Source organism: Exiguobacterium sp. SL-10 (assembly GCF_004337025.1).
Taxonomy (GTDB): domain Bacteria; phylum Bacillota; class Bacilli; order Exiguobacteriales; family Exiguobacteriaceae; genus Exiguobacterium.
Genome location: NZ_SJUP01000014.1, coordinates 33,996 through 48,411 on the forward strand (window position 1 = coordinate 33,996; position 14,416 = coordinate 48,411).

Genomic DNA, 14,416 nt, shown 5'->3' on the forward strand with positions numbered 1-14,416 from the left:
TAAAATAAGCGCCATAAAATCATTTGAAATTGTATTAAAGATGATTAAGTCTAAAATTAAAAATCCTCTAATGTGAGAAATTTCATAAATAATAGTCATCAAATTTTCAATGAATAATTTGAAAAAACGGGAATATACGAACTAATGTTCTATAAAAATAAGAGAAAAGAGGATTAAGAATGAGTCAAAAACTAACCGTAAATATCAAATTAAATCCATCAAAAGAGCAAGAGTCTAGTTTAAACGAGATGAGTCGTTTATATGTTGACACTGTTAATATGCTAGTAGCAGAAATGGTAGAAGTGAAATTAATTTTAAAAAAAACAAGTAAAGATGTAAAAGTGATATTGCCGAGCGTTGTAAAAAATCAAGCTATACGTGATGCACAAAGTTTGTTCTATAAAGCTAAGAAGAAAAAATTTGAAAATGTTTCAATTCTTAAAAAGCCTATCTGTTTTTGGAACAATCAAAGTTATACTTTTGACTGTGATTATATTTATATTCCCATTATATTGGACGGTAAAGTCAAAAGAGCAGCAATTCAAGCGCACATGATCGATAAAGATGATCGTAATTTTTCGTTGTTAAAACATAAACTAGGTGCATTACGCATTACTCAAAAGTCTAATAAGTGGATTGCCCAAATCGCGATTACTGTTCCAACTGTGGAAAAGAATGACGGAAAGATTATGGGTGTTGACTTAGGATTAAAAGTACCAGCTGTAGCTATCACTGACTGTGGCAAGCCGAAATTTTTCGGGAATGGCCGTGAAAATAAATATATGAGGAGGATGTTTCAATCTACAAGAAAAGAATTGAGCAGAAATAAGAAAGTTAAAGCTGTTAAAAACCTAGGTAACAAGGAACAGCGATGGATGAGAGACAAGGACCATAAAATAAGTAGAAAAATTGTTGAATTTGCAAAAGTAAATGATGTTTCTGTCATTCGATTAGAGAAACTAACGAAACTTAGACAGACGGCAAGAACAAGCCGTAAAAACACAAAAAATCTGCACACTTGGTCATTTTATCGATTATCGAAGTACATTGAATACAAAGCAAAGTTGGATGGGATTAAGATAGAATATGTTAATCCTGCCTATACATCACAAATGTGTCCTTCTTGTGGTAAAAAAAATAAGGCAAAAGACCGAGTATATTCATGTTCGTGCGGGTTGAAAAAACACAGAGATTTGATTGGTGCAATGAATATAAGGTGGGCACCTGTGGTGGATGGTAATAGTCCATCAGCCTGAGAGTCTATTAGACCTGTCTCAGGAGGGGTGATGGCACACCCTTATCTCAAGGTCTGGACAAAACAGAAATGGCCTGAGTCCAATGTGATGCTTGAGAATTCTACAACCTTTCTAATGAATAAAGTCGTAGAAATGCCAAATACGAACATCACGAATAATAATTGCTGAAATAATTGTTCTGGATAGAGACGGCGTCCGATAGGGCGCCGTTTTTTGACGCTCGAAAAAGTGTCAAAAAAGTGAACAAAACATCTTACAAAAATAGGAATACTACTGTATAATCAATCGCGTAAGCGTTTACATTATATGTGTAAAACAATGGGATTCATTTTTTCGGGGCCGGTGGGGACCGGCTACATACGTTCAAAAGGGGACAGCACACATGATTACATTCTTTATCGCCTTGGCGATTCTATTCGTCGGGTACAAAGTGTATGGCAGCTACGTCGAGAAGACGTTCGGCATCAAGGAAGAGCGGACGACGCCTGCCTACGCGTCACAGGATGGTATCGACTACGTGCCGATGGGGAAGAAACGGAACTCGATGATTCAGCTGTTGAACATCGCCGGCGTCGGCCCGATTTTCGGCCCGATCATGGGAGCGCTCTACGGCCCGGTCGCGTTCCTTTGGATCGTCTTCGGATCGATCTTCGCCGGAGCGGTGCACGACTATTTGACGGGCATGATCTCGCTCCGTAACAACGGGGCGCATTTGCCGCAACTCGCTGAGAAGTTCCTCGGCCGTTCGCTCCGCCACGTCGTCAACGGTTTCGCCCTGCTTCTTTTGCTTTTGGTCGGGACGGTGTTCGTCACGTCACCGAGTAACATGATCAACAACTTGTTCGACGGCAACGCGACGACGCTCACGATTGTCATCTTCGCCGTATTCGCCTACTACATCTTGGCGACGCTCCTCCCGGTCGATAAGATTATCGGCCGCATCTACCCGTTCTTCGGGGCGCTCCTCATGATCAGCGCCATCGGGATTGCCGTCAGCTTGTTCGCACAAGGCTACAAGATTCCAGAGATGACACTCACGAACATGCATCCAGACGGCTTGCCGATTTGGCCGCTCCTCTTCTTCACGATCTCATGTGGGGCACTCTCAGGCTTCCACGCCACGCAGTCGCCAATCATCTCGCGGACGACGATGAAAGAGAGCAACGGCCGTGAAATCTTCTACGGCATGATGATCGTCGAAGCCGTCATCGCCATGATTTGGGCCGGTGCCGCGATGGCGATCTTCGAGCCGGGCGAATTGCTCGGATTGATTCAAACCGGTACGCCGGCACTTGTCGTCCAAGAAGTGGCGACACTCATGCTCGGCAGCATCGGCGGAACACTCGCCATCCTCGGCGTCATCGTCTTACCGATCACGTCAGGCGACACGGCGTTTCGTAGCGCACGGATGATTATCGCCGACTACATGAAAGTCGCACAGAAGAAGTTCTCGTCACGCCTTTGGATCGCGCTTCCGCTCTTCGCGATCTCATACGTGCTCACGAACATGGACTTCCAAATGCTCTGGCAATACTTCAACTGGGCCAACCAGACGACGGCGGTCATCGCCTTGTTCGTCGGGGCGATGTACCTCTACATCAAAGGGCGCAACCACTATATCGCGCTCATCCCTGGCACGTTCATGTTATATGCCGTCTGGTTCTACATTTTGACGGCACCAATCGGCTTCAAGATGGACGGGTTCATCCCGTACGTCATCGCTACCATCGGGACGATCACGTTGCTCGTCTTGTTCCACATGCGCGCCAAAGCGATGCGGGCACAAAATATGGAATGTGACGTCCCGGTGAAGGAAGTCGCATAATCCAAAAACATGGGTCGTTTCGGCCCATGTTTTTGTTTGCGTTGAAATCGGGAAATGACCATACTAGAGGAATAGATTTGAAAGGTGGGACCTGAATGGATCAAGAGAAGCTAAAAGACATGCTCCATGCCGATACGCTCGGGGAAGAGATTGCGAGTGCCATCACCCATGGCCTCGGGGTCATCTTCAGCATCGTCGCGCTCGTCTTGCTTGTCATGACGGCAACGGAGACGGGAAGTACAGGCAACGTCATCGCGGTGAGCGTGTTCGGGGCATCGATGATTTTACTGTACTTGTTCTCGACGCTCATGCATGCGATTCCGCATCCACGCGCGAAACGCGTACTCCAAGTGTTCGATCACGCTGGGATTTACTTACTCATTGCCGGGAGTTATACGCCATTTGCGCTCGTGTCACTCAAAGGGACGCTCGGTTGGACGTTGTTCGGTATCGTTTGGGGCGTTGCTGTGCTAGGGATCGTCTGGAAGTTGTTCTCGACGGGGAAATACATGTGGGTGTCGAACGTGACCTACCTCGGTCTCGGTTGGATTTGTTTAATCGCCATCCGTCCATTGTACGAGTCGCTCGGTCATAATGGTTTCATGTTGCTCCTCGCCGGAGGGATCGCCTATTCGGTCGGGATCATCTTCTACGTATGGCAGAAACTGCCGTTCAACCATGCGATTTGGCACCTGTTCGTCCTAGCGGGGAGCGTGTTCGTTTTCCTCAGTATTTTGCTCTATGTGGCACCGAATACAGGCCTTTGAAACGGACGTCCGACGGGGCGTCTATTTTTTATAAAGATAAGGAAATGAAATGCTGAAAACGATTACAAAATTACAGACGAATGGACGTTTGTATGTCATAATAATTTCAGACATCGTCATAGAGATAGATGGGTGTAAACGTAAGGGGGAAAATCAGATGGAAAAAGTGTTGCGCGATGGATTTATCTACATGTCTCAAAACAAAACACTCAACAGTTTGGCTAAAAAATACGGGCTTCGGTTCGGAGCTTCGCGCTTTGTGGCGGGGGAAGACTTCAAGACGTCGGTGCCGACGATTCGCGAATTGAATGCGAAAGGGCTATCGGTCACGGTCGACCATTTAGGGGAGTTCATCACGACGGTCGCGGAAGCGAACGAGAACCGTGATGAGATCATCCGAGCGATTGAAATTATGGCCGAAGAGCAGCTCGACGCCTACATGTCGCTCAAGCTGACGTCGCTCGGGTTCGACATCTCGGACGAGTTGATTGAAGACAATATGCGTCAAATCTTGACGACGGCGAAAGAAGTTGGTGTCTTCGTCGCCATCGATATGGAGGACGAGGCACGCTGTGAGAAAACGCTCGACTTGTTCAAAACGTTGAAAGCGGACTTCGACGGCCTCGGGACGGTCATCCAGTCATATTTGTACCGCTCGGAAGATGATATCAATCATCTCGCGCCGCTCAAGCCGAACCTTCGCATCGTCAAAGGAGCTTACAAGGAACCGGCGACCGTCGCTTTCCCCGAAAAGGAAGACGTCGACCACAACTACTTGAAGCTCGTCAAACTCCATCTGGCGAACGGGAACTACGCCTCTATCGCAACACATGACGACCACATGATCGATGCGGTCATCGAGCATGTGAAACTGAACAACATCCCACTCGACCAGTTCGAGTTCCAAATGCTGTACGGCATCCGGGTCGAGCGTCAACTCGAGCTCGTCCGCCAAGGCTATAAAGTCCGTGTCTACGTGCCATACGGCCGTGACTGGTACGGATACTTCATGCGCCGTCTCGCCGAACGTCCGGCGAACGTCGCGTTCGTGTTAAAAGGAATGGTGAAGAAATGAAACAAGCACACGAGTTCACGTTGAACTCGTGTGCTTTTCTGTGTTCATATGTTTGTCGAGGATCCGCTCGATTTCACTTTGTTCGACTTCCGTGACTCCGTCTTTCACTTTCGGGATAATCAACGCCTCATCCTCTTCGTAATAGAGGAAGCGATGCGTCTCGTTCTCGTTCACTTTGAGAATGGATGTCCATGGGACTTGCGTCGTTCGATGGACGTTGCCACGGACAGCCTGCATCTCGACGTGGGCATCGGAAAGCTGGAGCGTAACATCTTTTGGCCAAGTGTCCTGTTTGTTGAGGACACGACGGGTTTGCCAAAGGGCGAGCGGGGCGTGCAAATCTTTTAGCAACGGTCTTAGTAGTAGCGCGAACAGCAGCCCGATTCCGACTGTAATCAATATAAAGACGATCGTCGATTCGGGGCGCGGTACGAGGTAGAAGGCAGCCGCATACCCGAGAGCGAAAAGCGGGAGACTCATAGCTCTCACCCACATGCTGCGAGCTCGTTTATATTGATTGGAATGGTGAATCATGTCGTTTTGGAAAGCTAAAAAATCGTCTAGCGTCAGTTTATACGTGGTGACCATTGCATCCACTCCTTTGTGATTCGTCATAAATACGTGCTGATTGAAGAGCTTTGTCGCTTAGAGTGTGATGCCTAAGTGTTTTTGTAGCAGATCATTCATTCGAGTTCGCTCCGTCTCGTTGAGCATCTGGTTTTGCTTCGGGACGATAATCGCTTCCGCCGCTTCAATAAATATATAGTGATGGGTCTCGTCCTCGTTCACTCGGTCGATCGCTTCCCATGCGACTTGAACCCGTTTGTTGACGGCATTGTGGAGCGAATTGACTTCAATCCCAATCTCATGGATTGACAACGTGACATCACGAGGCCATTTCGAGTCCTGTCGAAGTATGGATCGCACCTGTCTCAACCTAATCGTGAAATACACTTTCTTGAAGAACGGGAATAAGAGCAGCGTTGGGACCACAGCGGCACTGACGGCGAGTGCGAGGATGACAGGGGCGGAAAGCGTTTGCGGTAACAAGACAATCGCGAGGGCAAATCCGTAAAAGGCGGTCAGTGACATGAGTACGAGCGTGACAAGTATAGATCTTCGTTTATCGGAAACCGAGTTTTTGATGAAGTTCTTTTGTAACATGAAAAAATCATCTTGTGTCAATCGATAATGAATCATCCATCACTGGCTCCTTCCTTCCGTCTGAATGACGGGGTTAATGTCTGCAGACAACGCTAACATAGGATGGGTTAATTTTCCAACAAAAAGGCCCAGTGACTGAACACTGGGCCTTCTTACAAGATTATCCGTTGATGACCGTCCCACCGTTGACGTGCATGACCTGCCCGCTGACGTACGTCGAATCGTCACTTGCGAGATAGACATAGGCCGGTGCGAGTTCCGCCGGTTGACCCGGACGTTTCATCTCGGCCGAGTCACCGAACGAAGCGACTTTTTCTGCCGGGAACGTCGCCGGGATGAGTGGCGTCCAAATCGGACCTGGGGCGACGCCGTTGACGCGAATCTTCTTCTCGGCCAAGTTCTTGGCGAGCGAACGCGTGAACGACGTGATCGCGCCTTTCGTCGACGAGTAGTCGATCAATTGGTCGTTACCTTCGTACGCCGTGATCGACGTCGTATTGATGATGCTCGCGCCTTCGTTTAAGTACGGAAGGGCGGCTTTCGTTAAATAGAACATGCTGAAGATGTTCGTGCGGAACGTCTGCTCGAGTTGCTCGTCCGAGATATCGAGGAGCGATTCTTGCGGATGCTGCTCGGCGGCGTTATTGACGAGGATATCCAAATGTCCGAACGTCTCGAGTGCCTCTTTGACGACGTCTTGGCAGAACGCCGAATCGCCGATATCCCCTTGCAGCAACAGACACGCTTGGCCGAGCTCTTCGATGCGCTCTTTCGTCGCCTCGGCGTCCTCGAGCTCGTTTTGGTCTTTATAGACGATGACCGTGTTCGCGCCTTCATGGGCGAAGAAGATGGCGACCGATTTTCCGATGCCGGAATCACCACCTGTGATGATGGCCACTTTATCTTTTAATTTGTCGCTTCCTTTATACCCTTCACGCTCATAAATCGGGAACGGCTCCATCTTCGAGTCGATCCCCGGTTGATGGGCTTGCTCTTGGCCGTCCTTCTTGAACGATTCAAAATCATGTCGGTTCCCCACTGTGTTTAAACGATTCTCACTCATGTATACGTTCCCCTTTCTAAAATTGACTCTTTGTGTCTATACCACAGTGACCGATAAATAAATCGTCCTCAGTGAAATTGGAACGAATTTGAAAAATGAACGCTTGCGAATGAATTGTCATTCATTTATGATAGAAGAGTAAACACGATGGTGATTGCGATTTTTTTTACGCTTGAAATGAATCACTATTCATTCTCATTGAGGGGGGAACAATATGACGAGTCACATCGAACAATCAGCCGACCTCCGTTTGACGAGCAATATCCGTTTTGCGGTCGTCATCGGTTCAGGAGTAATGGGGGCGGGGATTGCAGCACACTTGGCGAACGCGGGGATTCGTTCGCTCATGCTCGACATCGTACCACGTGAATTGACGGCGAAAGAAGAAGCGAAAGGGCTCACGCTCGAGTCACCAGAAGTGCGGAACCGCATCGCTTCCGAGAACCGTCAGAAGCTATTGAAACAAAATCCGGCACCGCTCGCGACGGCCGAGCACTTGAACTTCATCGACGTTGGGAACTTAGAAGATGATCTCGAGCGCTTGAAGGAAGCGGACTGGGTCATCGAAGTCGTCGTCGAACGGCTCGACGTAAAACAACAGCTGTTTGAGAAAATCGCACCTTACATCCGTGAAGACGCGATTCTCAGCTCGAACACGTCCGGTATCTCAATCGAGGCGATGGCGAGCGTGTTGCCAGAAGGCTTGAAGACACGTTTCCTCGGGACACACTTCTTCAACCCACCGCGTTATTTGAAACTGCTCGAACTCATCCCGACGGAGAAGACGGCGCGCCCGGTCATCGATTTCATGGCCCGCTTCGCTGAGGACCGTCTCGGGAAAGGCGTCGTCGAAGCGAAAGACACGCCGAACTTCATCGGCAACCGCATCGGCACGTACGGCCTCCTCGTCACGTTCGAAGAGATGCTCAAGCAGAACGCCTCGATCGGCGAGATGGACTCGATCACCGGACCGCTCATCGGCCGGCCAAAATCGGCGACATTCCGCACGCTCGACGTCGTCGGCATCGATACGTTCGTCCACGTCGCCGGAAACGTCTATGAGACGCTCGACGCCGGTGACGAGAAGGATACGTTCGACGTCCCGGCTGACATGAAGACGCTCGTCGAGAAGGGCTGGATCGGTCAAAAGGCCGGACAAGGCTTCTATAAGAAGGACGGCAGAGTCATCCAGGAGCTGAATCTCGAGACGTTCGAATACGAACAATTGAAAGCGATTACAGGTCCGGAGCTCGACCAAATCAAGTCGCTCCCGGGCTCGAAAGCGAAGCTGAAAGGTGCCATCTTGAACAAAGGACGCATCGGACAACTTCTCTGGCCGGTCACGGCGAAGACGCTCGTCTACTCGGCTCGTCTCACAGGTGAGATCAGTGACTCGATCGTCGCCATCGATGACGCGATGAAGTGGGGCTTCGGCTGGAAATTCGGACCGTTCGAGACGTGGGATGCACTCGGTGTCGAGAAATCGGTCGCCCGCATGAAGTCAGAAGGTTATGACGTCCCGGCGTGGATCGACGAGATGCTCGCTGCCGGACATACATCCTTCTATAAGGGAGACCAGTATTACGACCAAGCGTCACAGACGTACGTCGAGAAGACCGTCAACCCGAAAGAAGTGAAACTCGCGCCGCTCGCCAAGTCGAACGGCATCGTGCTCGAGAACGGTGGGGCCCGCCTCATCGATATCGGAGACGACGTCGTCGCCCTCGAGTTCACGTCACCGAACAATGCGATCGGTGTCGACATCATGCAGATGATCGAACAGTCAATCGACCTCGTCGAGACCGACTTCAAAGGACTCGTCCTCGCCAACGACGGCAAAAATTTCTGTGTCGGCGCCAACCTCGCGATGATGCTCATGGAAGCAGAAGACGAGAACTGGTACGAGCTCGATTGGATCATCAACAAGTTCCAACAAGTCGTCCAGAAGATTCGCTATGCGGGTCGCCCGGTCGTCGTCGCGCCTTACGGCATGACACTCGGAGGTGGGACGGAGATCAGCTTGCCGGCCGCGCGTATGCAGACGGCACTTGAGACGTATATGGGTCTCGTCGAAGTCGGTGTCGGGCTTATCCCAGGTGGGGGCGGAAACGTCAACACGTACCGTCGACTCCTCGAGCAGACGCCGAAGTCGATGCAAAACATCGAGAAAGCGGCGCAACAGACGTTCGAGAACATCGCCATGGCGAAAGTGTCGAAGTCGGCCTATGACGCGAAAGCGCTCGGCTATCACCGTCCGGTCGACGGCATCTCGATGAACCGCGACCACTTGACGTTCGATGCGAAACAGACAGTGCTCGGTCTCGCTGACGGCTATACGGCACCGGTTCGTGAGAAGTTGCCGGTCGTCGGTCAAACGGGGAAAGCGACGCTTGAACTCGCGGCGTACGAGATGTTCTACGGTGGCTATATCTCTGAACACGATCTGAAGATCGCGAAAAAACTTGCCCACGTCATCAGCGGCGGCGATTTGGCATACGGCACGATGGTCGACGAGCAGTACTTCCTCGACATCGAGCGCGAGGCGTTCCTAAGCCTCATCGGGGAACCGAAATCGCAGCAACGGATGCAACATATGCTCGTCAAAGGCAAACCACTTCGGAACTGACAAAAGGGGGACTTAACAGATGAGAGAAGCAGTCATCGTGGCCGGTGCACGAACACCGGTCGGAAAAGCAAAACGCGGGTCGTTCCGAAACGTTCGCTCGGACGAACTCGCAGGTCACGCCATCAAAGCGACGCTCGAGCGGTCGGGTTACAAGGGACCGATCGACGACGTCATCATGGGATGCGCCATGCCGGAAGCGGAACAAGGGATGAACATCGCCCGCTACGCGGCTGTCCGGGGCGGCTTGTCGCACGAAGTACCGGCCATCACGATCAACCGGTATTGTTCATCCGGTTTGCAAGCAATCGCCGACGCGGCAGCGAAAATCATGATTGGCCAAGCGACGGCGGTCATCGCCGGCGGTATGGAATCGATGAGTCTCGTCCCAATGGGCGGACACGTCATCCGTCCGAACCCGACAATCATGGAGACGGCTCCGGAATACTATATGAGCATGGGCCACACGGCAGAACGTGTCGCGGCCGAATATAACATCTCGCGCGAAGACCAGGACTTGTTCGCGATCGACAGCCACCAAAAAGCGGCGGCAGCAATCGCGGGCGGTAAGTTCGAAGAAGAGATCGTCCCGGTCACGGTCGTCGAGCACGTACTCGGCGAAGACGGAAAAGTCGCAGAACGCGAACTCGTCGTCAAACATGACGAAGGCGTCCGTGCCGACTCGACGCTCGAGGCGCTCGGTAAACTGCGCCCGGCCTTCAAAATCAAAGGCTCGGTGACGGCGGGGAACGCGTCACAAGTGTCAGACGGTGCAGCGGCCGTGCTCGTCATGGAGCGTGAAGAAGCGGAACGTCAAGGCTTGAAACCGATGGCAAAATTCCTCTCGTTCGCGGTCGGCGGTGTCCGTCCGGAAGTGATGGGGATCGGCCCGGTCGTCGCCATCCCGAAAGCGCTCGAGATGGCCGGCGTGAAGTTGGAAGAAGTCGGATTGTTCGAACTGAACGAGGCGTTCGCGAGCCAATCGCTCGGCGTCATCCGTGAACTCGGCATCGACCCGTCGAAAGTGAACGTCAACGGCGGCGCGATCGCCCTCGGACATCCGCTCGGTTGCACGGGCGCGAAACTCGCGGTCTCGATCTTGCATGAGATGAAACGACGCAATGAAAAGTATGGGGTTGTGACGATGTGCATCGGTGGCGGTATGGGTGCTGCTGGCGTCTTCGAATTACTATAAGGGGGAATTGACAATGGAACGTACAGAACACGAATTGATTAAAGGCGGTAGCTTCGTCATCGACGCACTCGACGCGGATCGTTTGTTCACACCGGAAGACTTCTCAGATGAGCACAAGATGATTGGCGACACGACGGCGAGCTTCGTCGACGACCGTGTCATGCCTGTCCTTGGACGCATCGAGAAACACGAGTTCGATCTCTCGGTCGAACTGTTGAAAGAAGCGGGCGAGCTCGGCCTCCTCGGCGCGGATGTGCCAGAAGAGTACGGCGGTTATCAGCTTGATAAGATTTCGTCATCGATCATCACGGAGCGGTTCGCCAAGGCACGTTCATTCGCCCTCAGCTACGGCGCCCACGTTGGGATTGGGACACTCCCGATCGTCTTCTTCGGAACGGAAGAGCAAAAGCATAAGTACTTGCCGAAGCTCGCAACGGGCGAATGGATCGCAGCGTACGCCCTTACAGAGCCAGGCTCAGGCTCGGACGCGCTCGGTGCGAAAGCGACGGCCGTCTTGAACGAGGCCGGCACGCACTACGTGTTGAACGGGGAGAAGCAATGGATCACGAACGCCGGTTTCGCGAACGTGTTCGTCGTCTACGCGAAAATCGACGGCGACAAGTTCAGCGCCTTCATCGTCGAGCGTGATTTCAACGGTGTCTCGACAGGCGCCGAAGAACAGAAGATGGGGATTAAAGGTTCATCGACACGGACGCTCATCTTAGAAGACGTCGAAGTCCCAGTCGACAACCTCCTCGGAGAGATCGGCAAAGGGCACGTCATCGCCTTCAACATCTTGAACGTCGGTCGTTACAAACTTGCGGTCGGTGCAGTAGGTTCGTCGAAACGTGCCTTCGATCTCTCGGTCCAATACGCGAACGAGCGCAAACAGTTCAAGACGCCGATCAGCCAGTTCCCACTCATCCAAGAGAAATTGGCGACGATGGCCGCGAACATTTACGCGATGGAGAGCTCGGTTTACCGGACGGGCGGTCTATTCCAAGACAGCCTCGACGCGCTCGGTGACGACAACATGCGTGACGGTTCGAAAGTTGCCCAAGCCATCGCCGAATACGCGATCGAGTGTTCATTGAACAAAGTGTTCGCCTCGGAGACGTTCGACTACGTCGTCGACGAAGCGGTCCAAATCCACGGCGGCTACGGCTTCATGACCGAATATGAAGTCGAGAACTTGTACCGTGACTCACGCATCAACCGCATCTTCGAAGGAACGAACGAGATCAACCGTTTAATCGTGCCGGGCACGCTCCTCAAGAAAGCGATGAAAGGCGACTTGCCACTCCTCGCCGAAGCGCAGAAGCTCCAAAAAGAGCTCATGAGCTACATGCCGCAAGAACTCGACGGTACGCCGCTCGCACGAGAGAAGATGCTTCTGTCGAACATGAAGAAAATCAACTTGATGATCGCCGGAACGGCCGTCCAGAAATATCAGCAAGACCTTCAGAACGAGCAAGAGATCCTCGCGAAGATCGCCGACATCATCAGCGCCATCTATGCGCTTGAAGCGGCCATCGCGCGGACGGAGAAAGCCATCGCCCGCACAGGCGCTGAGAAGAACCAACAGAAAGTCCGCTATACGGAGATCTTCGCCGAGCAAGTGTTCAAGCAAGTCGAACTCATGGCGAAAGAAGTGTTGTACGCGGCCGCATCGGGCGACGCGCAGCGCATGCTCTTGTCGGCGATGAAGAAGTTCAGCCGCTATCAGCCAATCAACGTCATCGGCACGAAGCGCGAAGTCGCAGCGAGCCTCATCAAAGCGAACAAGTTTATCGTGTAAGCAAGCAAGAGAAAGGGTGGACCGGACGCGGTCGGCCCTTTCTTTTTGCCCTGCCGACACCGTACAATGAGAAAAGGAGGGGATACATATGAGACGAGATGACTTGTTAGAACGGATGGACGCAATCGGCCGTTTGGTCGCGACGCATGAAGGGACATTGATGTTACTCGCGCTCGGTTCGATCGGGCTCGAGACGGATCGGCTTGACGACTATTCGGACCTCGATTTCTTTTTGATTGTCGAAGACGGGTATAAGGCACGCTTCATCGACAATTTAGATTGGCTCGCCGTCGAGCCGTTGGCGTATCAGTTCCAAAATACGAAAGATGGGCATAAGGTCATGTATGAGGATGGCATTTACGCCGAGTTCGCCGTGTTCGAGATGGTGGAGATGCCTGGAATCGCCTATACGCCAGGTCGTGTCGTCTGGCAACGCGACGAGGCGCTCGATACATTCGCGACGCCGAAGGTCATCACGCATCCTTCAGACGCCGCACACCGCTATGAGGAGGCGTTGACGAACCTATACGTCGGACTGCTCCGGGAACGGCGCGGCGAACAGCTCGCCGGATTCGAACTCATTCAGGTGTCGGCCGTCAATAACGTGTTACTCGCATATGGGGAGACGAGCGACCCGTTTAATCCGACACGTCGGGTTGAGGCGAAGCATCCTGATGTGATCACGTTCCTCGAACAAGGGGTATTAGGTTATGGACGTTCCGTCGAGGCGGCTGCGGTCATCCTCGAACATATCGAAGCGCGTCATTCGGTGAACGCGGTGTTGAAGCGAGAAATCGAGCGTTTGCTTCAGGCGTGAACGGTTGATTCGGAATGTGCTACATTTATAGAAGAGGTGATGAACATGGTGACACTATATGGCTATCCGCCATGCAGTACGTGTAAAAAAGCAGAAAAGTGGTTGAAAGAGAACGGCATCGACTATACATACGTCCATATCGTCGAAGCGACACCGTCAAAAGACGAGTTGGCTGAGCTATGGAAACAGTCGGGTCTGCCGCTTAAAAAATTCTTCAATACGAGCGGACAGGTATATCGAAACGAAGGCATCAAAGATCAGTTGCCAAATCTATCAGAAGACGAACAAATCGAGCTTTTAGCGAGTAATGGTATGCTTTTGAAGCGCCCGATCGTGACAGATGGTCAAAAATCAACTGTCGGATTTTCAGAAAAGTCGTTTACAGACGTTTGGGGCGAAGTGCTATAATACTCGTGTGAGTCTAATTCATTTGAGGGGGAAGTTAAGATGAGCAAAGTACCAGCCAATCTACGTTATTCAAAAGAGCACGAATGGGTTGAAGTGAACGGAAGCGTGGCCCGCATCGGGATCACAGATTTCGCACAAAGCGAACTAGGGGATATCGTCTTTGTCGAACTTCCTGAAGTCGGCGGCACGATTTTACTCGATGAGCCATTCGGTTCGGTCGAGTCGGTCAAAACCGTTTCAGAATTGTACGCTCCAATCTCTGGGAAAATCACAGCGGTGAACGAATCACTCGCCGATTCACCAGAACTCGTCAACGAAGCACCGTTCGAAGGCGCTTGGATGATCGAAGTCGAGTTGAACGACGCGTCAGACGTCGATAAACTCATGTCAGCCGAAGAATATGAAGCGATGATTCAAGGCTAAAC

Annotated in this window: 13 protein-coding genes; 10 read left to right on the top strand and 3 right to left on the bottom strand. The window is 51.6% G+C overall.

Going from position 1 to position 14,416, the window contains the following annotated elements:
* The first annotated feature begins 179 nt into the window (after positions 1 to 179).
* From EVJ33_RS13275 to EVJ33_RS13290, 4 genes are all read left to right on the top strand, one after another.
* On the top strand, positions 180 to 1,256 hold the full coding sequence (locus EVJ33_RS13275) for an RNA-guided endonuclease InsQ/TnpB family protein (protein ID WP_131437876.1): 1,077 nt from the start codon (positions 180 to 182) through the stop codon (positions 1,254 to 1,256).
* A 382-nt stretch (positions 1,257 to 1,638) separates the two neighbouring features.
* Positions 1,639 to 3,081: a carbon starvation CstA family protein gene (locus tag EVJ33_RS13280; RefSeq protein ID WP_131437878.1), complete on the top strand. Its 1,443-nt coding sequence runs from the start codon at positions 1,639 to 1,641 to the stop codon at positions 3,079 to 3,081.
* 95 nt (positions 3,082 to 3,176) lie between these two features.
* Complete coding sequence (trhA, locus tag EVJ33_RS13285; protein WP_131437880.1) at positions 3,177 to 3,848, top strand: PAQR family membrane homeostasis protein TrhA; 672 nt, start codon at positions 3,177 to 3,179, stop codon at positions 3,846 to 3,848.
* A gap of 157 nt (positions 3,849 to 4,005) precedes the next feature.
* On the top strand, positions 4,006 to 4,923 hold the full coding sequence (locus EVJ33_RS13290) for a proline dehydrogenase family protein (protein ID WP_131437882.1): 918 nt from the start codon (positions 4,006 to 4,008) through the stop codon (positions 4,921 to 4,923).
* Positions 4,924 to 4,938: 15 nt separating this feature from the next.
* On the opposite strand, the gene EVJ33_RS13295 is transcribed toward EVJ33_RS13290, so the two are convergent.
* From EVJ33_RS13295 to EVJ33_RS13305, 3 genes are all read right to left on the bottom strand, one after another.
* Positions 4,939 to 5,511 carry a YcxB family protein gene (locus EVJ33_RS13295; RefSeq protein ID WP_161566939.1) on the bottom strand — a complete coding sequence of 191 codons (573 nt, stop codon included), beginning with the start codon at positions 5,509 to 5,511 and terminating at the stop codon, positions 4,939 to 4,941.
* A gap of 57 nt (positions 5,512 to 5,568) precedes the next feature.
* The gene (locus EVJ33_RS13300; protein ID WP_131437886.1) at positions 5,569 to 6,123 is read right to left on the bottom strand and encodes a YcxB family protein; all 555 of its coding nucleotides are present in this window, start codon (positions 6,121 to 6,123) and stop codon (positions 5,569 to 5,571) included.
* 124 nt (positions 6,124 to 6,247) lie between these two features.
* On the bottom strand, positions 6,248 to 7,150 hold the full coding sequence (locus EVJ33_RS13305) for an SDR family oxidoreductase (protein ID WP_131437888.1): 903 nt from the start codon (positions 7,148 to 7,150) through the stop codon (positions 6,248 to 6,250).
* A gap of 214 nt (positions 7,151 to 7,364) precedes the next feature.
* On the opposite strand from EVJ33_RS13305, the gene EVJ33_RS13310 reads away from it, so the two are divergent.
* The 6 genes from EVJ33_RS13310 (at position 7,365) to gcvH (ending at position 14,414) form a co-directional block, all read left to right on the top strand.
* Positions 7,365 to 9,776 carry a 3-hydroxyacyl-CoA dehydrogenase/enoyl-CoA hydratase family protein gene (locus EVJ33_RS13310; RefSeq protein ID WP_131437890.1) on the top strand — a complete coding sequence of 804 codons (2,412 nt, stop codon included), beginning with the start codon at positions 7,365 to 7,367 and terminating at the stop codon, positions 9,774 to 9,776.
* A gap of 19 nt (positions 9,777 to 9,795) precedes the next feature.
* Positions 9,796 to 10,968, top strand: a complete 1,173-nt coding sequence (locus EVJ33_RS13315) for an acetyl-CoA C-acetyltransferase (protein WP_131437892.1) — start codon at positions 9,796 to 9,798, stop codon at positions 10,966 to 10,968.
* A 13-nt stretch (positions 10,969 to 10,981) separates the two neighbouring features.
* A complete protein-coding gene (locus EVJ33_RS13320) occupies positions 10,982 to 12,766 on the top strand; it encodes an acyl-CoA dehydrogenase family protein (RefSeq protein WP_131437894.1) in 1,785 nt (594 codons plus the stop codon).
* An 88-nt stretch (positions 12,767 to 12,854) separates the two neighbouring features.
* Positions 12,855 to 13,583, top strand: a complete 729-nt coding sequence (locus tag EVJ33_RS13325; protein ID WP_236634632.1) for a hypothetical protein — start codon at positions 12,855 to 12,857, stop codon at positions 13,581 to 13,583.
* A gap of 45 nt (positions 13,584 to 13,628) precedes the next feature.
* Positions 13,629 to 13,991 (top strand): arsenate reductase family protein, encoded by a 363-nt coding sequence (locus tag EVJ33_RS13330; RefSeq protein WP_131437898.1) that lies wholly within the window; start codon positions 13,629 to 13,631, stop codon positions 13,989 to 13,991.
* A gap of 39 nt (positions 13,992 to 14,030) precedes the next feature.
* A complete protein-coding gene (gene gcvH, locus EVJ33_RS13335) occupies positions 14,031 to 14,414 on the top strand; it encodes a glycine cleavage system protein GcvH (protein WP_021065488.1) in 384 nt (127 codons plus the stop codon).
* Positions 14,415 to 14,416 lie beyond the last annotated feature (2 nt).

Bases quoted from the DNA above. Each gene is read 5' to 3' on its own strand.
- EVJ33_RS13325 (WP_236634632.1), top strand. From the start codon at position 12,855: ATGAGACGAGATGACTTGTTAGAACGGATGGACGCAATCGGCCGTTTG.
- EVJ33_RS13290 (WP_131437882.1), top strand. From the start codon at position 4,006: ATGGAAAAAGTGTTGCGCGATGGATTTATCTACATGTCTCAAAACAAA.
- EVJ33_RS13295 (WP_161566939.1), bottom strand. From the start codon at position 5,511: ATGGTCACCACGTATAAACTGACGCTAGACGATTTTTTAGCTTTCCAA.
- EVJ33_RS13315 (WP_131437892.1), top strand. From the start codon at position 9,796: ATGAGAGAAGCAGTCATCGTGGCCGGTGCACGAACACCGGTCGGAAAA.
- EVJ33_RS13305 (WP_131437888.1), bottom strand. From the start codon at position 7,150: ATGAGTGAGAATCGTTTAAACACAGTGGGGAACCGACATGATTTTGAA.
- EVJ33_RS13320 (WP_131437894.1), top strand. From the start codon at position 10,982: ATGGAACGTACAGAACACGAATTGATTAAAGGCGGTAGCTTCGTCATC.
- EVJ33_RS13280 (WP_131437878.1), top strand. From the start codon at position 1,639: ATGATTACATTCTTTATCGCCTTGGCGATTCTATTCGTCGGGTACAAA.
- EVJ33_RS13330 (WP_131437898.1), top strand. From the start codon at position 13,629: ATGGTGACACTATATGGCTATCCGCCATGCAGTACGTGTAAAAAAGCA.
- EVJ33_RS13310 (WP_131437890.1), top strand. From the start codon at position 7,365: ATGACGAGTCACATCGAACAATCAGCCGACCTCCGTTTGACGAGCAAT.
- trhA (WP_131437880.1), top strand. From the start codon at position 3,177: ATGGATCAAGAGAAGCTAAAAGACATGCTCCATGCCGATACGCTCGGG.
- EVJ33_RS13300 (WP_131437886.1), bottom strand. From the start codon at position 6,123: ATGATTCATTATCGATTGACACAAGATGATTTTTTCATGTTACAAAAG.
- EVJ33_RS13275 (WP_131437876.1), top strand. From the start codon at position 180: ATGAGTCAAAAACTAACCGTAAATATCAAATTAAATCCATCAAAAGAG.
- gcvH (WP_021065488.1), top strand. From the start codon at position 14,031: ATGAGCAAAGTACCAGCCAATCTACGTTATTCAAAAGAGCACGAATGG.